The 21,149-nt window shown below is 66.1% G+C and carries 17 protein-coding genes; 6 read left to right on the forward strand and 11 right to left on the reverse strand.

Going from position 1 to position 21,149, the window contains the following annotated elements; translation table 11 throughout:
• The 6 genes from BRAD285_RS27595 to BRAD285_RS27630 form a co-directional block, all read right to left on the reverse strand.
• Complete coding sequence (locus BRAD285_RS27595) at positions 1-693, reverse strand: amino acid ABC transporter permease (protein ID WP_006612548.1); 693 nt, start codon at positions 691-693, stop codon at positions 1-3.
• Between the two features lies 1 nt (position 694).
• On the reverse strand, positions 695-1,426 hold the full coding sequence (locus BRAD285_RS27600) for an amino acid ABC transporter permease (RefSeq protein ID WP_006612549.1): 732 nt from the start codon (positions 1,424-1,426) through the stop codon (positions 695-697).
• 207 nt (positions 1,427-1,633) lie between these two features.
• A complete protein-coding gene (locus BRAD285_RS27605) occupies positions 1,634-2,548 on the reverse strand; it encodes an amino acid ABC transporter substrate-binding protein (RefSeq protein WP_006614905.1) in 915 nt (304 codons plus the stop codon).
• Between the two features lie 539 nt (positions 2,549-3,087).
• Positions 3,088-4,470, reverse strand: a complete 1,383-nt coding sequence (locus BRAD285_RS27615; protein ID WP_006610569.1) for a M20 family metallopeptidase — start codon at positions 4,468-4,470, stop codon at positions 3,088-3,090.
• Between the two features lie 849 nt (positions 4,471-5,319).
• Complete coding sequence (locus tag BRAD285_RS27625; RefSeq protein ID WP_006610568.1) at positions 5,320-6,984, reverse strand: thiamine pyrophosphate-binding protein; 1,665 nt, start codon at positions 6,982-6,984, stop codon at positions 5,320-5,322.
• 151 nt (positions 6,985-7,135) lie between these two features.
• On the reverse strand, positions 7,136-8,260 hold the full coding sequence (locus BRAD285_RS27630) for an alkene reductase (protein WP_006610567.1): 1,125 nt from the start codon (positions 8,258-8,260) through the stop codon (positions 7,136-7,138).
• A 246-nt stretch (positions 8,261-8,506) separates the two neighbouring features.
• Between BRAD285_RS27630 and BRAD285_RS27635 the strand changes: the two genes are divergently transcribed.
• Both BRAD285_RS27635 and BRAD285_RS27640 read left to right on the forward strand, forming a co-directional pair.
• The gene (locus BRAD285_RS27635; protein ID WP_006610566.1) at positions 8,507-9,361 is read left to right on the forward strand and encodes an SDR family oxidoreductase; all 855 of its coding nucleotides are present in this window, start codon (positions 8,507-8,509) and stop codon (positions 9,359-9,361) included.
• Between the two features lie 398 nt (positions 9,362-9,759).
• Complete coding sequence (locus tag BRAD285_RS27640; protein ID WP_006610565.1) at positions 9,760-11,349, forward strand: hypothetical protein; 1,590 nt, start codon at positions 9,760-9,762, stop codon at positions 11,347-11,349.
• On the opposite strand, the gene BRAD285_RS27645 is transcribed toward BRAD285_RS27640, so the two are convergent.
• The 4 genes from BRAD285_RS27645 to BRAD285_RS27660 form a co-directional block, all read right to left on the reverse strand.
• Positions 11,285-12,541, reverse strand: a complete 1,257-nt coding sequence (locus BRAD285_RS27645; protein WP_006610564.1) for a hypothetical protein — start codon at positions 12,539-12,541, stop codon at positions 11,285-11,287. The two genes, BRAD285_RS27640 and BRAD285_RS27645, sit on opposite strands and share 65 nt — an antisense overlap.
• Positions 12,541-13,545 carry a hypothetical protein gene (locus BRAD285_RS27650; protein ID WP_006610563.1) on the reverse strand — a complete coding sequence of 335 codons (1,005 nt, stop codon included), beginning with the start codon at positions 13,543-13,545 and terminating at the stop codon, positions 12,541-12,543. The genes BRAD285_RS27645 and BRAD285_RS27650 overlap by 1 nt, the downstream gene beginning before the upstream one ends.
• A 533-nt stretch (positions 13,546-14,078) precedes the next feature.
• Entirely contained in the window at positions 14,079-14,354 is a 276-nt protein-coding gene (locus BRAD285_RS27655; RefSeq protein WP_006614112.1) for a YiaA/YiaB family inner membrane protein, read from the reverse strand.
• Positions 14,355-14,410: 56 nt separating this feature from the next.
• The gene (locus tag BRAD285_RS27660) at positions 14,411-15,109 is read right to left on the reverse strand and encodes a PspA/IM30 family protein (protein WP_006614113.1); all 699 of its coding nucleotides are present in this window, start codon (positions 15,107-15,109) and stop codon (positions 14,411-14,413) included.
• Positions 15,110-15,212: 103 nt separating this feature from the next.
• On the opposite strand from BRAD285_RS27660, the gene BRAD285_RS27665 reads away from it, so the two are divergent.
• The 4 genes from BRAD285_RS27665 to BRAD285_RS27680 all read left to right on the forward strand — a co-directional run bounded on the left by BRAD285_RS27665 (position 15,213) and on the right by BRAD285_RS27680 (position 19,795).
• The gene (locus BRAD285_RS27665) at positions 15,213-15,830 is read left to right on the forward strand and encodes a TetR/AcrR family transcriptional regulator (RefSeq protein ID WP_035648034.1); all 618 of its coding nucleotides are present in this window, start codon (positions 15,213-15,215) and stop codon (positions 15,828-15,830) included.
• A 385-nt stretch (positions 15,831-16,215) separates the two neighbouring features.
• The gene (locus BRAD285_RS27670) at positions 16,216-17,850 is read left to right on the forward strand and encodes an ABC transporter substrate-binding protein (RefSeq protein WP_035648036.1); all 1,635 of its coding nucleotides are present in this window, start codon (positions 16,216-16,218) and stop codon (positions 17,848-17,850) included.
• Positions 17,851-17,995: 145 nt separating this feature from the next.
• Positions 17,996-19,450 (forward strand): dihydropyrimidinase, encoded by a 1,455-nt coding sequence (gene hydA, locus BRAD285_RS27675; RefSeq protein WP_006614116.1) that lies wholly within the window; start codon positions 17,996-17,998, stop codon positions 19,448-19,450.
• An 87-nt stretch (positions 19,451-19,537) separates the two neighbouring features.
• Positions 19,538-19,795 carry a hypothetical protein gene (locus BRAD285_RS27680; RefSeq protein ID WP_244563565.1) on the forward strand — a complete coding sequence of 86 codons (258 nt, stop codon included), beginning with the start codon at positions 19,538-19,540 and terminating at the stop codon, positions 19,793-19,795.
• A 36-nt stretch (positions 19,796-19,831) separates the two neighbouring features.
• Here BRAD285_RS27680 and galE read toward each other — a convergent pair whose 3' ends face one another.
• On the reverse strand, positions 19,832-20,827 hold the full coding sequence (gene galE / locus BRAD285_RS27685) for a UDP-glucose 4-epimerase GalE (RefSeq protein WP_006614118.1): 996 nt from the start codon (positions 20,825-20,827) through the stop codon (positions 19,832-19,834).
• Positions 20,828-21,149 lie beyond the last annotated feature (322 nt).

Below are 21,149 nucleotides of genomic sequence, written 5' to 3' on the forward strand. Positions count from 1 at the left end.
CTACCTGATGATGGCGATGCGCGACTGCAGGCGGCGAACGCCATAGGACGCGATGCAGGAGATGGTGAAGTAGACCAATGCGGCGAACAGATACATCTCGACCAGGCGGCCGTCGCGCTGCGCGACCTTGGAGGCGGCGCCGAGGAAGTCCGGAATCGAGAGCACGTAGACCAGCGAGGTGTCCTGGAACAGCACGATGGTCTGGGTCAGCAGCACCGGCAGCATGTTGCGGAACGCCTGCGGCAGCACGACGTAGCGCATGGTCTGCGCGTAGGTCAGGCCGAGCGCCGAGGCCGCGGCCGGCTGGCCGCGCGAGATCGACTGGATGCCGGCGCGCATGATCTCGGAGAAATACGCCGCCTCGAACATGATGAAGGTGATCAGTGAGGAGGCGAAGGCGCCGACCTTGATCGGCCTGGACGAGCCGGTGAGCCACTGCCCGATATAGGGGACCAGGAAGTAGAACCAGAAGATGACGAGCACCAGCGGCAGCGAGCGCATGAAGTCGACATAGAGCCCGGCGATCCAGCCCATCACGCGATAGCCTGACAGCCGCATCAGCGCGATCAGCGTGCCGAAGATCAGGCCGCCGGTTGCCGACAGCGCGGTCAGCGTCAGCGTGAAGGTCATGCCGTCGATGAAGAGATAGCTCAGCGAGCGGCGGATGACGTCGAAGTCGAAATTGGCCAGCATCTCATTTGCCCGTGATGTAGCCAGGGATCGCCACCGCGCGCTCCAGGAGGCGCATGCCGATCACGACGATGATGTTGATGACGAGATACATCAGAGTCGCGGCGCTGAACGCCTCGAACACCTGGAACGAAAATTCCTGCATCGCGCGCGCCGCACCCGTCAGCTCGATCAGGCCGATGGTGATCGCGACCGCGCTGTTCTTGACGGTGTTGAGAAACTCCGAGGTCAGCGGCGGCAGGATGATGCGAAAGGCCATCGGCAGCAGCACGTAGCGATAGACCTGCAGGGTGGTCAGGCCGAGCGCAGTCGCCGCCATCTTCTGGCCGCGCGGCAGCGAGCCGATGCCGGCCGCGAGTTGCACGGCGACCCGCGCCGACATGAACAGGCCGATGCCGACAGCGGCCGTGTAGAACGGCGCATTGGGCATCTGCTTCAGCCACAGGCCCGCGGCGCGTGGCAGCAGCTCCGGCAGCACGAAGAACCACAGGAATAGCTGCACCAGCAGCGGCATGTTGCGGAAGAATTCGACGTAGAGAAAGCCGATCCAGGTCGCGAGCTTGGACGGCAGCGAGCGCAGGATGCCGACGATCGTGCCGAAGATCAGCGCGATCACCCAGGCCGACAGCGAGGTCACGATCGTGACCTTCAGCCCCGCCAGCAGCATGTCGAAATAGGTGCCGGCCCCGGTCGGGTTCGGCTCCAGGAAGATGTGCCAGTTCCAGGTGTAGTTCACGGGGGTGTCCTGAGGAGGGAGACTAACTCGTTAGCCGGATCACACAACTTCCGCGGCGAAGGAACTATGCTCCCCTCCCCCCTGCGGGGAGGGGTCGGGGGTGGGGGTCCACATGGCAGTCTTTCCTGAGACCCCCACCCCCAACCCCTCCCCGCAAGGGGGAGGGGGGCGCACCGCAATCGCGGCGAGAGCTGCGATTACAGCGCCTTACGGCTTGTACGATTCCGGGTCCGGCGAGTCCGAAGGCTTGGCGAACTCGGCCTTCAGCTCGGCGGACATCGGGGTGTTGAGGTTCAGGCCCTTCGGCGGGATCTTCTGCATGAACCACTTGTCGTACAGCTTGGCGCCCTCGCCGCTGGTGTAGATCTTGGCGGTGGCGGCATCGACGACCTTCTTGAACTGCGGATCGTCCTTGCGCAGCATGATGCCGTAGGGCTCGGGCTTGGAGAACGCGTCGCTGGAGACGACATAGGCGGCCGGATCCTTCGAGCCGGCGACCAGGCTGGCGAGCAGGATGTCGTCCATCACGAACGCCACCGCGCGGTCGGTCTCGACCATCAGGAAGGCTTCGGCGTGGTCCTTCGCCGGGATGATGTTGATGCCGAGGCTGCGCGCGGCATTGGCTTCGGTGAGCTGCTTGATGTTGGTGGTGCCGGCGGTCGACACGACCGTCTTGCCTTTCAGATCATCGATCTTGGTGATGTTGCTCGCCTTCTTCGTGACGTAGCGGCTCGCCGTCAGGAAGTGGGTGTTGGTGAAGGAGATCTGCTTCTGGCGCTCGGCATTGTTGGTGGTCGAGCCGCATTCCAGATCGATGGTGCCGTTGGCCAGCAACGGGATGCGCGTCGACGACGTCACCGGGTTGAGCTTGACCTCGAGCTTGTCGAGCTTGAGCTCCTTCTTCACGGCATCGACGATGCCCATGCAGATATCGATGGCGAAGCCGATCGGCTTCTGATTGTCGTCGAGATAGGAGAACGGGATCGAGGAGTCGCGGACGCCGAGCGTGATGGCACCGGTCTCCTTGATGTTCTTCAAGGTCCCCGTCAGGTCCTCGGCCTGCGCCTGACCGGCGCACAGCGCGGCGGCGAAGGCAAGACCAAATAGGCGAAGCTGCTTCATCTGTATCTCCTCAATCCGGCTGAGCGCCGGATGCTTGCATAAACCTGGGCCAACTCAAAATCGTCCCGCCCGGCCTCGGACGATCTTCGGCCGGCAGAGCGCGGGCACCATAGACCGCCCCGCGGCGGGAAGTTCTCGGACGCTTGCGACAAATTGCCTGTCCAGCGCCCCGTTCGACAAGACATTCGCACTGACGCGGCCGCGCCGAACGCCGGGATGGTAAACTACGAGGCCCGCACGGCTGCGGCGACGCGACGAAAGTCTGAAGCGGGCATCGCATTTACTCATCATGCTTCGGTTCCCATCCGTAGCGGACCTCATGACTTCAAAAGCGACGCTGCTGCCACGATCGCAGTGCGCTCCCTCTCCCCGTCCTTCACGGGGAGAGGGTTGGGGTGAGGGGCAGCCACACCCACCGCCCCCGCGGAAAGCCCCCTCACCCGGATTGCATCTTCGATGCAATCCGACCTCTCCCCGCACGCGGGGAGAGGTTAAGACCGCCGGCGCCGCGAGATGCGTGGCCCATACAAGCTCCCAACTCACAACGGCTTTCGCAACTCGCCCAAATCCCAGAACAGCCCCGCCATCAGACCCAACGCCTCTTCCGTGACATCCACAAGAATGTGCTCGTCCGGCGCGTGCTGTGAGCAGCCGGGATAGGAGTGCGGGACCCACATGGTCGGCATCTTCAGCACGTCGGCAAACACGTCGTTCGGCAGCGAGCCGCCGAAGTTCGGCAGCACGGCGGGCGCCTTGCCGGTGCTCATCTTGATCGAGTCCGCCGCCCAGTTGATCCAGGGGCTGTCGATGTCGGCCCGCGAGGCCATGAAGCCTTGCGTCTTGCTGACCTCGATCATCGGGAAGCCGTGCGCGACGAGATGGGCCTTCACATCCTCGACGATGGTGTCGACCTTGGTGCCGACGACAAAGCGCAGTTGCAGCACCGCGCGTGCAAGGCCGGGAATCGCATTCGCCGGCTTGTCGATATTGCCCGAGGAGATCGCCAGCACCTCCAGCGTATTCCAGGCATACAACCGCTCCGCCGGCGTCAGCCCATCCTCGCCCCAATTGTCCGACAGCGGCGGCTCGTCCGCGGTCGGCTCCACCTTCACGTCGGCAAGGATGGCGCGGATCGCATTGGTGAGACGCGGCGGCTTCAGCGAGTCCAGCTTGATGCGGCCCTGACCGTCGACCAGGGTCGCGATCGCATTGGCCAGGATGGTGGCGGGATTGGCGAGCACGCCGCCCCAATTGCCGGAGTGATTGCCGCCCTCGCGCAGATTGACATCGAGATGCAGCCGGATGCCGCCGCGGCAGCCGAGAAAGATGGTGGGCCGCGCGGTCGACAGGCGCGGGCCGTCGGAACCGATGAAGACGTCGGCCTTCAGCGCCTCGCGCTTGAGATCGGCCACCTTGGCGAGGTCGGGCGAGCCGATCTCCTCGCCCATCTCGATGATGAATTTGGCATTGAAGCCGAGCTTGCCGCCGCGGGCCTCGCGCACCGCGCGCAGCGCCGCCATGTTGATGCTGTGCTGGCCCTTGTTGTCGGCCGTGCCGCGGCCGTAGAGGCGGTTGCCGGCCGGCGTCACCGCGAAGGGATCGCGGCCGTCGCGCCACTCGCCGGTCATGCCGTCGACGGTGTCGCCGTGGCCGTAGCTCAGCACCGTCGGGGCGCTGTCGCTCTCGTGATAGGTCGCGATCAGGAACGGTGACTTGCCGCTCGGCGAGGGCACGAGTTCGGAGGTGAAGCCGAGCTCGGCGAAGGACGGCGTCAGCTCGTCGGTGAGATAGGACGCGAGCTCGTCCTTGCGCTCGGGATTGAGGCTCTCGGTGCGATAGGCGACCCGGCGGCCGAGCTCGGCCAAGAAGTCTCCGCTGGTCAGGCTCTGACGGGCACGGGCGATTGCATCAATCCTGGTCATGGCGCTTTTCCAGTCACAACGAAGGCGGCGTCATATCGGGATCAGGGGAGAAGCGGAAGGGGCTGGGTTTGAATTCAGTGGAGCATCGGCCCGGTCTCGGATTTCGGAACCGCTCGCCTTACGCTTGGGGGACTTGAACGACCGGCACGCGCGCCCTCATCCTCGCGGTGCAATCGCGCACCCGAGCTTGTCACCGTGAACACCCTCGAAAGACGGAGGGCGCGGGGAATGCCGGGTGCTGGCCGCAACCCATGGCCCGCCTGCAGAAAAATAAGCAGGCGGCAGTTACCACAGGTTCAGCCGGTCATCCGGCATTCCCCGCGCGACGGTTTTCACACTTATAGCGCGCTCTCCCCGGTGTCCGGCTTGATAGCCACCGTCATCGGCGGGATCATCACCCGCGGACTTGACGCCAGCATCGGGGCGCCAGGACCACACGCCTTTGCGTCCGCCAGATGCCGTTCGTCGGCGCGGGCTTCCCCACGCTGCGGCATGCCGACAGCCGTCGCATTCCCACCTCGCGTGTCGTGACGATCGCGATGCGCCCCTCCGTGGGAGGCGGGATTTCGGAAATAAAGCATATATTCGGGTATTCGTAAATCGATTTCTTTGGATAATCGGACCTTTTGACAACGCCTCTGCTCCTCACCCTGAGGAGCACGCCGCAGGCGGGCGTCTCGAAGGGCGAGGCCCGCGACTCGGGCCTCATGGTTCGAGACGCGCCGCGAGCGGCGCTCCTCACCATGAGGGGAGGCTCCGAGGCCTCATCACGCAAGGAGCTCATAGCGAACCGAACCGTCCCCGTCTCCTCCGGTAGCCGGCGGAGTTATCGTCCGGATCACGGAATCCTCAATTCACGGAGTTGCTCACCATGACCTCGATCAGCTTCGTACCCGGTCGTTGGAATGCCTCCATCAGCACCGGCTTCAACTCACGCGGATCGCTGATGCGCAGCGACTCGCAGCCGAGCGATCTTGCCAGCCCGGCGAAATCCACCGGCGGATCGACGAAGTCCATGCCGATGTAGCTGTCGTCGCCGTGGAACGACAGCAACCGCTGCTTGATGATGCGGTAGCCGCCATTGTTGACGATCACGACCGAGAGCGGCAGCTTGTGGTGGGCGGCGGTCCATAGCGCCTGGATCGAGTACATCGCGCTGCCATCGCCGGAGTAGCACACCACAGGACGATCAGGATTGGCGAGGCTGACGCCGACCGAGGCCGGCAGGCCCCAGCCGATGCCGCCGGAGGCGAGGCCGTGATAATTGTAGCGGTCGCGGTACGGCCACAGCGCGGTCATGTAGCGCGCGGAGGTGAGGCCCTCGTCGACCAGGATGCCATGCTCGGGGATCGCTTGCGCCACCTGCAGCGCCAGGTAGTCCGGATCGATCGGCGTCTTGTCGCGCGCCGCTTCGATCTGCGTGGTCAGCGTCCGGCGGCGCGCGCCCCAGTTCTTCGACGACAGCTCCGCGGTGCGCGTCTGCGCGGTAGCTTGCAGAGCCGAACCACCGAGCTCGCGCAGCAGCGGCGTCAGTTGCAGCAGCGTCTCGCGAACGTCAGCCTTGAGCGCGATCTCGGCGCCGAAGTTCTTGCCCAGCTCCCAATCGACCAGACCGATCTGCACGATCGGCAATCCCTCAGGCAGCGGCTCGATCTCGCTGTGCACCGACATCCGCAACGGATCGGCGCCGAGCACGATCAGGAGATCATGCGGCGCGAGCAGATCGCGCACCTGCTTCTGCGCGCGCGACAGCGAGCCGATGTAGCAGGGATGCTCGGACAGGAAATGCGATCCATAGGGCGCGGACTGCTGATGTACGGGTGCGCCCAGCGCGGAGGCGAAATCGGCGGCGGCCTGCAGCGCATCGCTCTTGACGATCTCGTCGCCGGTGATGATCACCGGGCGCTGCGCCTTGAGGATGCGATGCGCGAGCGCCTGCAGCGCCTCGGCGGACGGCCGCACGCGGGCATCGACCCGGGTGGAGCGGCCGAGCTCAATGCCGGCTTCGGCATTGAGGATGTCACCGGGCAACGAGATGAACACCGGCCCCGTGGGTGGCGTGGTCGCGACCTTGGCGGCGCGGCGGACGATGCGCGGAAGGTCCTCCAGCCTCGTTACCTCGACCGCCCATTTCACCAGCGGCTCGGCCATGCGCACCAGCGGGCCATAGAGCAGCGGCTCCATCAGGCCGTGGCCCTGCTCCTGTTGCCCGGCGGTGAGGATCATCGGCGTGCCCGTGAACTGCGCGTTGTAGAGCGAGCCCATCGCGTTGCCGAGGCCGGGCGCGACATGGACGTTGCAGGCGACGAGCCGGCCAGAGGCGCGGCTGAAGCCGTCGGCGATCGCCACCACCAGGCTCTCCTGCATCGCCATGACGTAGGTGAGATCGGGATGATCCTTCAGCGCGTGCATCACCGGCAACTCGGTCGTGCCGGGATTGCCGAACAGATGCGTGAGGCCCTCGTCCTTGAGCAACGCCAGAAAGGCCGAGCGTCCCGTGGTGCGGTTTTTCATGAGGTTTCCTCCGAGCAACGCGGCCTGAGTATGAGTGCAAACTCTCTCCTCGTCATTGCGAGCGAAGCGAAGCAATCCAGGGGCGGCGCGCGCGACTCTGGATTGCTTCGTCGCTTCGCTCCTCGCAATGACAGTGGAGACAGCGCGGGCGCTACGCGTTCACCGTCGCGTCATACGCCGGATAATCCGTGTAGCCCTTCTCCTCGCCGCCGTAGAAGGTCGGGCGGTTGTAGGGCGTCAGCGGCCAGCCGTGCTGCAGGCGGGCGGGCAGGTCCGGGTTGGAAATGAAGTAACGGCCGAAGGCGATCGCATCGGCCTGGCCGCCGGCCACAGCAGCCTCCGCAGGCTCGCCGGTGAAGCCGCCGGCGCCGATCAGCACGCCCTTCCAGATCGGGCGGAACAGCGCGATTGCCGACGGCACATTCTGCCAGTTGACGTCGGCGCGGCCGGCGCCGGAGGAGCGCGGTTCGATCAGGTGCAGATAGGCGATGCCGAGCGTGTTGAGCGCCTCGATCGCGTGCGTATGCAGCGGCATTGGCTCAGGCTCTCCAGAGCCGTTGGCGATGCCATAGGGCGACAGCCGAACGCCAACCTTGTCGGCGCCGCAGGCCGCGATCACGGCCTCAGTCACCTCGAGCAGGAAGCGGCAGCGGTTCTCGATGGAGCCGCCATAGCGGTCGGTGCGCTGGTTGCTGCGGGTCTGCAGGAACTGCTCGATCAGATAGCCGTTCGCGCCGTGTACCTCGACGCCATCGAAGCCCGCCTCCATCGCATTGCGCGCGGCCTGTCCATAGGCGGCGACAAGCGCCGGGATCTCGTCGGTCTCCAGCGCGCGCGGCGTCTCGTAGGCGGCGCCCTTGCCCTCGGCCGTCATCGCCTTGAGATCGTCGCCGATCGCGATCGCCGACGGCGCCACCGGCAGCGCACCGCCGGGCTGGAACGAGGAATGCGAGACGCGGCCGACATGCCAGAGCTGCAGAAAAATGAAACCGCCCTTGGCGTGAACGGCGTCGACGACCTGCTTCCAGCCAGCGATCTGCGCCGCGCTGTAGATACCGGGCACGTTCGGGCTGCCAGTGCCGGTCGGCAGCACCGGCGAGGCCTCGGCGATGATCAGGCCGCCCGGGGTCGCGCGCTGCGCATAGTATTCGACGTTGAGGGGACGCGGCGCGAGCGTCTCCCTTGCGGCACGCATGCGCGTGAGCGGCGCCATCACGACGCGGTGCTTGAGATGATACGGACCGATGGTCAGCGGCGAAAACAGCGCAGGCAGCATTTCTCCCCCGGGGATTGTCGTTATGATTGTCGGTTCGGATCATCTTGTTCGCAAAACATGACGGTGGCAATGTCGGCGCGACCTCCGCACGAGCAGACCCTCCATGCCGAAAGCGGACGCCCTGCAACTGCGGGCAGCGTGTCGCGTTGCAGCCGCGAAGATCTGTCATTCCGCGGGCCGGATGATCTTGCGGCTTCGCTCAGACGTCATAGACAGATGTTTTCTCGTCCAGCCGGAGACCCCGCCGTGCCCCACCCTGCTCTTTCAGCCGATCACACCGCCGTCGTCACCGGAGGCGCGTCCGGCATCGGCCTCGCCGCCGCCATCCGCTTTGCCGCGCTCGGCATGAATGTCTGCATTGCCGATGTGGACGAGACCAGGCTGCGCGAGGCGGCCGCCACGGTCATCACGACGGCGACGCGCGGCGAGGCCGCGGTGATGACGGTGAAAGTCGACGTCAGTCAGCGCGACAGCGTGGCCGCGCTCGAAGCGGCGGTGCGCGCGCGCTTCGGCCGGGTGGACGTGCTGATGAACAATGCCGGCATCCAGCCGGGCAGCAAGATGTTCGGGCCGGAGGAGAATTGGCAGCGCATTCTCGGCGTGAACCTGTGGGGCATCATCCACGGCTCGCAGGTGTTCGCGCCGAACATGATCGCGCAAGGCAAGCCGGCGCTGATCATCAACACCGGCTCCAAGCAGGGCATCACCACGCCGCCCGGCGATCCCGCCTACAACGTCTCCAAGGCCGGCGTGAAGGCGTTCACCGAAGCGTTGCAGCACGAGCTGCGCAACACGCCGGACTGCCGGTTGACGGCGCATCTGTTCATTCCCGGCTTCGTGTTCACGCCGCTCACCGCCAATGGCCGCGTCGAGAAGCCGGCCGGCGCGTGGACGCCGGAGCAGACCGTCGACTTCATGCTGGAGCGTGTGTCCGCCGGCGACTTCTACGTGCTGTGCCCCGACAATGACGTGCCGCGCGCGCTCGACGAGCGGCGGATTCTCTGGGCGGCCGGCGACATCGTCGAGAACCGTCCGCCGCTGTCGCGCTGGCATGCTGACTACGCGGAAGCGTTCGCGGCGTTCGTAAAGAAATCGCCATGATCTCGTCACGTCGCGGCGGCTGCGTTACGCCGCCGCGGCCTGGAGCCATAGTTCCCTAGCGCGTCGGATCGTCGCAACACAGCCGGCGCGCTGACATGGCCCGCTTCCATCGATCGAATCATTTCGGCTGACGTTGCCGCGAAGTGCCGAGTTGCGGTGCAAGCGACATCGCCTGCTCCTCGGAAGGCCGCATCCGTCAAGCGCTGCAATGTCGCAGCTCAAGCACCTCCGCCGCATTCACGCCGCACGACAATCTGACGCAGACGCATTCCACAAAGCTTGCGCGAAGCAGCCACGAAGCAGGCGGCAGATCGTCTCCGTCAGCCGCACCCGTTCAGCCGCAGCCGTTCAGCTCCGGCCGATCCGTCGGATGCGTAGCATTGGAGAGACCATCGGACATGACGCGCCATCACCGTCACCATCACGACAGTCACCACGATCACCATCATCACAACCATCATCACCACGATAACCACCACCATCATCATTGCCCGCCGGCACCGCCCCCGTGTCCCACGCCGCCGACACCAACGCCACCCACACCCACGCCGCCGGCACCTGCGCTCGGCTTTGCCGACCTCGGCATCGTCTTCAATGACGCCACGCGCTTCCTCGAAGGCGGGCTGTGGCGCAACGTGGTCGACGAAGGCGGCCAGGGACTCGGCAGCGTCTACAACTACACCGGCGATCTCGGCGTGATTCAGGACGGGCTGAAGGCGATGGTCGCGGCGGGCCAGTTCAACGGCCAGGCGCTCGCCAGCGTCAACAAGATCCTCGCCGACATCACCATCGCGCAGGATGCCGCGATGGCGTCGGTGACCGGCGGCGGCGCGTTCGGCAGCATCGCGGCCGCGGAAGCCGCGCTGCGCAACGCGCATCTCGACATTCTCAGCGTCGTCAACAACGACCCGACGCTGGCGGGTAAGGCCACCAATGCCGATGGTGCGACGGGCTTCCTGCAGGTGCCGCAGCTGCTGCCGGACGGCGTCACGGCGGCCACCGCGCCGAAGAACACGCTGGCCGAGCTCGGCCTGATCTTCAACGATGCCGCCAACCGCCTGCTGGGCGGCGTCAACGACAGCAACGCGGGCATCATCCAGGACGACGTCAACGCGCTGATCGCGGGCCTCAACGCGCTGGTCGCGGCCAACCCGCTGCAGTTCGGCGGGCTCACGGGCGTGCATGCGCTCGCGATCATCGATCAGCTCGCGCTGGTCAATACCCACATCAATGGCGCGGCGGGCAATGTCGACATCGGCCGGGCGCTGAACGACGACTTCCTCGACATCATCGACATCGTCGCCGGCGACACCAATCTCGCCAACATGGCGCAGCAGAACGGCGTCAACGGCTGGAGCCAGTTCGGCGACTTCCTCAACCCGACGCCGGCCTATCAGGACAACCAGGCGCAGACCGACTTCTGGGCGATGTTCATTGCGCAGTCGAACGCGCTGGGCAAGGCGGCGATCGCAGCCGTCAATGCCGGCGACGCCGCGGCGATGGCCAAGGTCACCGCTGACCTCATGACCTTCAAGAAGGACGTCACCGATTTCGACGCGGCGCAGGGCGGCATCTTCCAGGCCCGCTTCGACAACGAGCTGCTCGGCGACCAGAGCACGCTCGGCGCGGAGATCGCGAAGATCCTCGAAGGCTTCCAGACCGGCAACAAGGCGCTGGTGGCGGCGGCGGCCGACCAGATGCACCAGAACGCGGCCGATGTCGGAGGCAACAACATCCCGGTCAATGGCGGCGCCTATGACGTCAACGGCACCACGGCCGCACAGGTTCTGGCGACGACCGGCGGCAACGCCAACGCGGCCGCCGTGCTCGCGGAGATCATGGCCCAGCCTGCCGCGAACGTGATCATGCTGCCGACGGCCGCGTCCTCACACGGCGCCGCGACCGCCGTGCCGGAGACGCCCGTCATCGACCCGCCGCAGGTGGACATGTCGCAGCATCAGCACGCCCATCATCACATGTGGGCGTAGTTGCTTCGGGCGCCTGCACCAGCAGGCGCCTGACCAATGCCAGCGCGGTCTCCGTGGCCGGGTCGGCCGCGATCACGGAGACCGCGAGCACGATGAGATCGACCGGCTCGTGCGACAGCACGATCACATGCGTCGCATGCCGTGCCGTCATCAGCGTCACCATGCGCTCGACTGCAGGATCGTTCGCAGCGAGCCCCCAGGGCGCATCGGCCCGGCGCAGCACGCGCCGCGAGGCGAGAAAATCGCGCAGCAGCGGCGGATCATAGGCCGCGAGCTCGGCCTCGCGGTAGCGACGCGCGCTCTCGAAGATCGGCTGGTGGGTGAGCTCGGCAATCAACTCGTCGCGGGTCGACGCGGTCGCTGCGCCGATCGAATCGAGTACGCCGGGTTGTCGCGCTTCGAGCATCGCGCGCAACGCATCCCCCAACAGGCCGATCGTGAGCACGCCTGCGACCGCGACCGCGCAGAAGCGCATCAATTGTGCCGCATCGACCTCCGGCGCTAACGCCGCTGCGGCTGCACCGAGCAAGGCCGCGCCGGTCATGCGCAACGACGTCAGCCACACGCCCTGGCGCTGCGCCTCGGCGCTGGAGCCTGCGATCAGCATCGCGGTCACCGCGAGCAGCGCGCCGAGGGCGCCGAGCCGCACCGGCATGTGCGGGGCGAGGACGCGGAAATCGGTGACGATGAAGGGAATGACGATCAGCGCGCCGAAGGCGACGCGGTCGATGGCGCGGTTCTCCCAGGCGAGCAGGCTGGCGCGATCGCGCCGGAGCAGCAACCAGGCGCAGGTCGCAAAGCCGGCGAGCTGAAATGCCGACAGCACCGCGGTATGATGGTTCTCCAGCGCGACCGGGCCGAGCGCGCCGGCCAGCGCGAGCACGATACCGCCGATCAGCGCGGCGAGCTTCAGCCCGCGATGCGCATGCCGGCGCAGCAGCCCCTCGGTGACGATGAGCGCACCGACCGGGATCAGCGCCGCGGGGATCAGCGAGATGCGATCGAGCGTGGCGTTGTCGGTCCACCACGCGATGCCGCGCAGCAGGAACAGCGAAGCCACCAGCGCCAGCAGCGCGACGAGCCGCGCCGTTAGCGGTCCCCTTGGGTCGCGCCGGTACAGCATCGCCGCGGCGACGGCGAGACCGATCGCGCCACAGAGATTGACCACGGAGTCGGCGACCACGCCCGGCATCATGGCGCGGATTGTCCGGCTGGCAGGCGCGGCCGCAAGGTGCCGAACGGCCTGGTGTCATCGAGCCAATGCAGCAGCGGCAGAATCATCCGCTGCAGCGCCAGCACGGCCGAGGTTGCGAGCAATGCCGGCAATGAGCCGGAGGGAATCTCGCGCAGCAGATAACGCCGCGCGGCCGCGAGATCGATGCGTCCGAGTTGCAGCAGGTCGTCGCCCCGGGCGTAGTCCAGCTCGCGGGCGCAGAAGCCGTTATAGATATCGTCGCGATGCTTGGGCGCGTCGGCAAAGGTCTTCTTCAGCGCATCCGAGCCGCCGGTATAGGCATCGGTGATGACGAAGCGCGTCTCGTCGAAACCGGCCTCATCGCCAACGCCGAATACGGCGCGATGCGTTCGCATGATGCCGCGCGCGAGCTCCAGATGGGTAAAGCTCTTCCGCGCGTCCGGCTGCGGCGATGGATAGACGTCGGAGAAGGTCTCGCAGACCATGCCGGCCACCGCCGGCACCTGCGTGACGTTGGAGATCCATTTCGGCCGCAAGCCGTCGCGGATGAACAGGAGCAGCGTGGTCAGGCCGTAGAGCACGCCCGACAGGCCTTTGCCGCGCGCCTCCGGATCGACCATCACGAGGCCCAGATGGACCACCTCCTGGGTCTCGCCGTCGCGCGCCACCTGCATCACCGCCAGCGCATTGAAGGCGATCGGCCGACCGGTCACGGCATCCGACACCAACGTGATGATGGCGCGCGCCAGCGCCTCGCGTTGCCCTGAGAAGATGCCGTAGGTGAGATCTCCGGCGGGCAGCGTCTTGGCGGCGATGCTGCGGAGATCTTCAACGAGCGCGGTCAGGGCTGCATCGTCCAGTGTCTTGCCAGGGCTTTCGACGATGCGCGTGCGCAACTCCGCATGCGTGCGCAGCGACAGGTCCATCGCCTCCTGGCCCAGCGCGGTGAACCAGAAGCCGAGATTGTCACGAAGGCGCCTGACGGCTGCGACGATGTTCATTCCCCTCATCCGCCCGGCGCGAACGCAAATGGCTCGCCGGAGCCCTGCCGTCCTTCGCGTCATATGCGCTGCCCGCGTTAATACGTGATCACGCCAAGCTGCGAAGCCGCCGTCAGGGTAAACGCAGCTTGAACGATGGTCATGACAGCAAAGTCTGCCCGTGTGGCTGCCCCTCACCCCAACCCTCTCCCCGTGAAGAACGGGGAGAGGGAGCGCAGCCGGGCTCAAGTGAGCAGATTTGCCTTCTCGCATATGACGATCGAAGTTTTGCGATCATCTCTCGCCGCGTCGTCATGGCCGGGCGTGTCCCGGCCATCCACGTCGGGCGGCAAACTGAGAAGGACATGGATGCCCGGGACAAGCCCGGGCATGACGGAGCAACTCGATTACAGGATCGCTTGTCGCGGCCAGGCCCGGCTGCGCTCCCTCTCCCCGTCCTTCACGGGGAGAGGGTTGGGGTGAGGGGCGTCCTGCGCACCGGCCTCTGCTTCATTCAGGGACCTCTTCTTCCACGTGGGCGAAGAGGCCACGCCTCACGCCGCCTTGGACACTTCCATCAGCAGGCGCTCGGCGCGGGCGTCTTCGATGCGGTTGACGAGCTTGCTGCTTTCGTGACGGTCGCGCAACGTCTTGGTCAGGGTGACGCAGGTCTGCACCAGCATGACGATGCCCATCGTCAGATAGCCCTTCATCCAGAGATCGATCGGCATGAAGAACACGCCGAGCGCCACGAGGAAGGCGGACGCGGCGAACGAGACATAAGTGAAGGTGACGAAGGCACCGCTGTGGGGCTGGACGTTCTGGTTCATGGTCGGCTCCTATGGTGTCGGTTGATGAGTTGATCGAGTGGAGAGCAGTCGTAGATTCAGTTCGCCGGGACATTGCGGCCGGCCTTGAGCCGCGCCAGCACATCGTCGGCGGTGGTCTTGATGCGCGGGCCAAAGCCCTGTTCCGCGAGCTTCTCGGCTGTGGTGATCGGGCCGGTGGCGGCGTCGAGCTCCATCAGGGCCTCGTCGGCGGCCTGCGCTTCCATCTGCCGCTCGCGCAGCCGCTTCAGGGTGGCCTCCGCCTCCGGCAGCGTGCATTCGTAGGGACGCGCCGCCTCGATGCCGCCGCGGCGCAGGTTGCGCACCGCTTCCGAGGCGCGGGCGATGCGGCGGCCGCGGTCGAGCTCGGCGATGCGGGCTTCGGCACCGGCAACATGCTTCTTCAGCCGCGCAATCTCGGTAGCGAACAGCGCCCGCGCTGTCTTGGCAGCATCGCGCTCGGCCTCCAGCCCGGCGATCGCCTGTGCAGCCTCGCGGGCCAGGTCTTCGCGGCCGCCATCGAGCGCGGCGGTGGCGCGCACTTCGAGGTCGGTGATCCGGGCCATCGTGGCTTCCAGGCGCCTGCCCTCCTGCTGGTCCTGCGCGATGGCCAGCGCCAGTGCGCGCTTGCTGCGCTCGACGGCCGCCGCCGCGTCGCGCATCTGCTGATCCAGGATCACCAGCGCGGTCCGGTCCTGCAGCTCCTCTTCCGCAACGGCAACGGTTCCCCGAAACAGCGTCAGAACGGTCTTGAACATTGTGAACTCCCTGCTATGAGCATCGCTCATGAATATTCATCTAGCGCAAACTTGAGCGTCGCTCAAGAGATATTTTGAGCGCCGCTCATGATCATGGTTAACAATGTCTAAAACCCTGGAAAGACGCGCGAAACAGCGCGAGGCCCTGATCGAGGCGGCCGAGCGGATGATCCGGACGCGGGGTCTGGCCGGCCTGAAGACGCGCGATCTCGCCCAGGAGATCGGTGTCGCCAACGGGGCGGTCTACAATCTCGTCGCTGATGTCGACGAACTGGTGCTGATGGTCGGCTCACGCACCCTGGCGCGGCTCGATGCGGAATTGTCGGCGGCCGAGAGCGCCGATCCGCCCGGCCCGGCGGCGGCGCTGGAGCGCATCGCGATCGCCTATTGCGACTTCGCCGCCCATAATCTCGAACTCTGGCGCGCGCTGTTCGAACATCGCATGCCGGCGGACAAGCCCCTGCCCGATTGGGCGGTCGCCGACCAGATGCATCTGTTTCGTCACATCCATCAGCCGCTGGCGGCGCTGTTTCCGCAACGTTCGTTCGACGACATCAGCATCGTCGCGCGCAGTCTTTTCTCCGCCGTGCACGGCATGGTCGCGCTCGGCCTGGAGCAGAAGCTGATCGCCGTGCCGCTGGCGCTGCTGCGCCAGCAGATCGCCACCATGGTGAAGGCGATGGTGGCGGGACTGGCGGTGAATGAGAAGAGTGGTGGCTGACGAGAGCTTGATATGGCGCACCCCGCCGTCAGCTCCTTGATGCCGACCCACCAGACAGCGTAACGAACATCACGCCCACCTCCCGCCTTGCTGATGCCATAGCGGCTCTCGCCCGCTTGATGCTGATCGCGCGAGGCGAACAAACAACCGCCGCATTGCTTCGCAGTATCATGCCGAGGTTCGGACGTGTTCCAGACAATATCGGGAACTGCCGATCTACTGATACTCATCCACTGACACTCGATGGCGAGTGTTAGTTCGTGCGACATGCGCAGATGTCGGAGCATGGCCAGCTTCGCCGGCCGGCACATCCTGCAGCGTATGGCGCCGCGCGAGCCAAACAAGAAAATCCAACGACACGGCCGCGCGAGCCAAGGGGGAAATCGTGAGACATTTGCGTGCGCCCAATGACGACCGTGATCCGCCATTCTCGCCCGGCCACGCGGATGGCCGGCATCCGCACTATGACGCGCCGTGGCGTGACGACTACGAGCGGCCGACGCCGGCCGAATTTGCCTCTCGCTTCGGCGTGCAGCAGGTTCCACCGCCGCCACGCGAACGCAATGTCGTCGGCCTGCTGAGCATTGTCGGGCTCGTCGCCGTGGCCGCCGGCGTCGCCGGATTTGCCGCGATGAAACTGCCGGCGCGGTGGACCGCTGCCCTCTCTGCCAACAGCACTGTGGACGTCGCCCCCGCGACCGCTGCGCCGTCATCGCCGCCCCGAGCGCCGCAGAGCGCAGCATCCACCCCGGATAATCTTCCGACCGGCGCGCTTGCGAACGCCCTCCCTGCGGCCACGCCGGACCAGAGCATGCCGTTGCGGGAGGACGACCGCGCGCCGAAGTTCGACCCGCGGATGGCAAATGCCGCAGCGGCGCCGCCGGCCAACACGCGGCCTCCGGTGCAGGGCGTCACCGACAGCGAGATCAGCTTCGGAATGGCGGCGCCGTTTTCGGGGCCGGCCAGGGAAATGGGCCATCAGCTCAAGCTCGGCATCGACCTCGCATTTTCACAAGCCAATGAGGAAGGCGGCGTGAATGGCCGCCAGCTCAAGCTCTACACGGCCGACGATGCCTACGAGCCGGCGCGGACCTTGAACGCGATGAAGGAGCTCTACGAGCAGCACAAGGTGTTCGGCTTCGTCGAGAATTACGGCAGCCCGACCGCGCTGATCTCGGTGCCCTACGCGCTCGAACATCATGCGCTGTATTTCGGCGCTTTTACCGGCGCCCCGTCGCTGCGCCGCGATCCGCCGGACCGCTACGTCTTCAACTACCGGGCCGGCTATGCCGAGGAAGCCCATGCGCTGGTGAATTATCTCGTCAAGACCCGCAAGCTGCGTCCGCAGGAGATCGGCGTTCTCATCCAGCAGGACGCCTATGGCGACGCCGGATGGGACGGCGTCAGCAAGGCGATGCACGCGCTCCGCGGCGGCACGGGCGACGTCTTCCGCATGAGCTACAGCCGCAACACCGTCAATGTCGACGACGCCATCGCGCAACTGCGCCGACAGAAACATGGCATCAAGGCCGTCGTGCTGGTGGCGACCTTCCGCGCCGCGGCGAAGTTCATCGAGAAGACCCGCGACCTCTATCCCGACATGATCTACGCGACGATCTCGGGCGTCGGCAGCACCGGGCTGGCCAGCGAGCTGACGGTGCTCGGTCCCAAATATGCCGACGGGGTCATCTGCACCCAGGTCACGCCGGCGGTCGAGGGCTATGCATCCGTGACGCTGAACTACAAGAAGGCGCTCGCGAAATATTTCCCGGGTGAACCGGCCGACTACACTTCTCTCGAAGCCTACCTCACGGCCAACATCCTGATCGAGGGTCTGCGCCGCGCCGGTCCCGCCGTCGATACGGAGTCGGTGGTCGATGCCCTCGAAACGATGCAGAACTACGAGCTCGGCGTCGGATCGAAGGTGAGCTTCGGCCCGTCCGACCACCAGGCCCTGCACAAGGTCTGGGGGACGCAACTCGACAAGACCGGACAGTACCACGCCATCGATCTGGAATGAGGCGACGGCCTGAGCGCTCGCCTGCCTCGCCTGCGCTCTGCCCTGATCAAAATTTGATCAGGGCAGCTCGCCCTGCGCGCGTTAGATTCGTTCTCGGCGCCGCAAGGATGCGACGTCAGGCGATGCGCGGGGCGAGAGGCGATCCATGTCATTGTTCATCCGCGGCGGCACGGTGGTGAACCACGATCATTCCCGGCGCGCCGATGTCCTGATCCAGGGCGGCACCATTCTCGCGGTGGGCAACTCGATCGAGCCGCCGCTGTCGGCGGAGGTGATCGATGCCGACGGATGCTACGTGATGCCGGGCGGCATCGATCCGCACACCCATCTCGAGCTCGGCTTCATGGGCACGGTGTCGGCGGACGATTTCGAATGGGGCACCAAGGCGGGGCTCGCCGGCGGCACCACCATGGTGGTGGACTTTTGCATTCCCGACCCCGGCCAGTCGATGCTCGCCGCCTATCAGGACTGGCGGCGGAAGTCGGAGAAGGCGGCGGCCGACTACGGCTTCCACATGGCCGTGACCTCCTGGTCGAAGCAGGCGTTCGACGAGATGGCGGTCGTCGTCCAGACCTACGGCATCAACACCTTCAAGCACTTCATGGCCTACAAGGGCGCCTTGATGGTGGATGATGACGAGCTGTACAATTCGTTCGCGCGCTGCGCGGAGCTCGGCGCCATGCCGCTGGTCCATGCCGAGAACGGCGACGTCGTGGCCCGGATGCAGGAGGCGATGCTGGCGCGCGGCATCGACGGGCCGGAGGGCCATGCCTTCTCGCGGCCGCCGGAGGTCGAGGGCGAGGCCACCAGCCGCGCCATCATGATCGCCGACATGACCGGCGCGCCGCTCTATGTCGTGCACACCAGTTGCCGGCAGTCGCACGAGGCGATCGCGCGCGCCCGCGCCGCCGGCCAACGCGTCTACGGCGAGCCGCTGATCCAGCATTTGCTGCTCGACGACCGTGAATATCGCGCCGCGGATTGGGATCAGGCCGCGGCCTGCGTGATGTCGCCGCCGTTCCGCGACAAGGCGCATCAGGACAGCCTGTGGGCGGGGCTGCAATCCGGCTTGCTGCAGGTGGTCGCGACCGATCATTGCGCCTTTACGCTGGAGCAGAAGCGGCTCGGCCGCGGCGACTTCCGCAAGATTCCCAACGGCACCGGCGGGCTCGAGGACCGCATGCCGCTGCTGTGGAGCGCCGGTGTCGGCACCGGGCGGCTGACCAAGGAGGAGTTCGTCGCAGTCACCTCGGCGAACATCGCGCGCATCCTCAACATTTTCCCGCGCAAGGGCGCGGTCATGGCCGGCTCGGACGCCGACCTCGTGGTGTGGGATCCGGCCGCGCATAAGACGATCAGCGCGAGCCGGCAAGTGAGCCGCATCGACTACAACGTGTTCGAAGGCTTCAGCTGCACCGGCGGACCCGCCGTCACCGTGTCGCGCGGCCGCATCGCCTTCCGCGACGGCGAGCTGCGTGCGGAGGCCGGCGACGGCCGCTATGTCGAGCGGCCAGCCTTCCCGCCGGTGCATGTCGCGAACTCCACCTGGAAGGAGATCAGCGCGCCTCAAGGCGTCGCACGCGACATGATCACGCCATGATGGCCGCTTCATATGAGGCGCGACCCGGCGGCATTTACCGGGCGGAAACCGTTACTGTCGTTGAATGCGAGCATGGCACAGTTGCGCATGGAAGTTCGCGATTCGGCCGGCACTCCGCTGCCGGGCTATGGCGATGCATTCTTCGATCTCAGGCTGCCCGGCGATCATTGCCGCGTGGCGCAGACCCTGCTCCGGATGATTCGCGGCGACGATGTCCGCTCGCCGGTCCACAGCATCCACTTCTTCCGTGACGACGCCGAGATCGGCCGCTGGTCGATGGAAGACGAGCACGTGGAGCTGATGCTGATGGACGCCTTCGCGCATACGCCGCCAGCGGCGGCCTAGCAGCTCTCGCGCAACACTCTTTCCACGACGCGCCGCTCAGGCGATGCGCGGATGCGCCGTCTGGTGCCAAGCCCAGGCCGAGCGGATGATCGTGCCGAGGTCCGAACAGCGCGCCTGGAAGCCGAGCTCCTGCCGGGCGCGACGGGGATCGGCGACCAGCACCGGCGGGTCGCCGGCGCGGCGCGCGCGATACACCAGGGGCACCTGCTCGCCGGTTTCGTCACGGATCGCATCGACGACCTCGCGCACCGAATGGCCGGCCCCGGTGCCGAGATTATAGGTGCCGCCGGCCCCGGCTTCGAGCAACCGCACGAGCGCGGCGATATGGGCGGCGGCGAGATCGTCGACATGGATGTAGTCGCGCACCGCGGTGCCATCGGGCGTGTCGTAATCGGTGCCGAAGATCGCGAAATCCGTGACATGGCCGAGGATCGCCATCAGCGCGCGCGGAATGAGATGCGTCTCGGGATTGCGCAACTCGCCGATCCGGCCCTCTGCGTCGGCGCCGCTGGCGTTGAAATAGCGCAGCACGCTGGCCGAGAAGCCGTAGGCGGCGCGGTAATCGGCCAGGATCTGCTCGATCATGTATTTGGAGCGGCCATAGGGATTGATGGCCGGTCCCGCCGCGCTTTCCGGAATCGGATCGCGCCCGGCCTCGCCATAAACAGCGCCGGTCGAGGACAGCACGATCGACGCGCAGCCGGCCTCGCGCATGCCCTGCAGAAGGCCGAGGGCGCCGGTGACGTTGTTGCGATAATAGGTCTGCGGGTCGACGACCGATTCACCGATCGCGCTCGATGCCGCGAAGTGCATCACCGCCCGGACGTCGTATCGCCGGATGGTGTCCGCGACCAAGCGGCTGTCGGCGATGTCGCCGAGGACGAACGGCCCCCATTGCACGAAGCTGCGGTGGCCGGTGGACAGGTCGTCATAGCAGACCGGGGTGAAGCCGGCTGCGGCGACCGCCTTGCAGCAGTGAGCGCCGATATAGCCGGCACCGCCGGCGATCAGAACCGCGCCCCTCGTTGCCATGCGTCCGAATGCTTTCGTCCTGGAGATGAAAAGGCAGAGCCCGAACGCAGAACGCGCGACAGCATAGGTCGACGTTGCAGGTGAAGCAAATGCAACGGATGGCAGCGATGCCGTACGCGACACGCGATGCTTGCGGAGCCGCTCATTGCTCGACCGGCGCCGTTAACCTCCGCGCATCAACGCCATCGCGTGAGACGCACGCCGGATGCTGCATGTTGTCGGACGTTTGCTGATCATGCCGACATCTAGCCGTGAACAGATTTCAAACCGTGAGTCGCGACTGATTCGGACGCGGTTCGTTCCAGCCGCGTTCTGAACGTTA

The organism is Bradyrhizobium sp. ORS 285 (assembly GCF_900176205.1).
Taxonomy (GTDB): Bacteria; Pseudomonadota; Alphaproteobacteria; order Rhizobiales; family Xanthobacteraceae; genus Bradyrhizobium.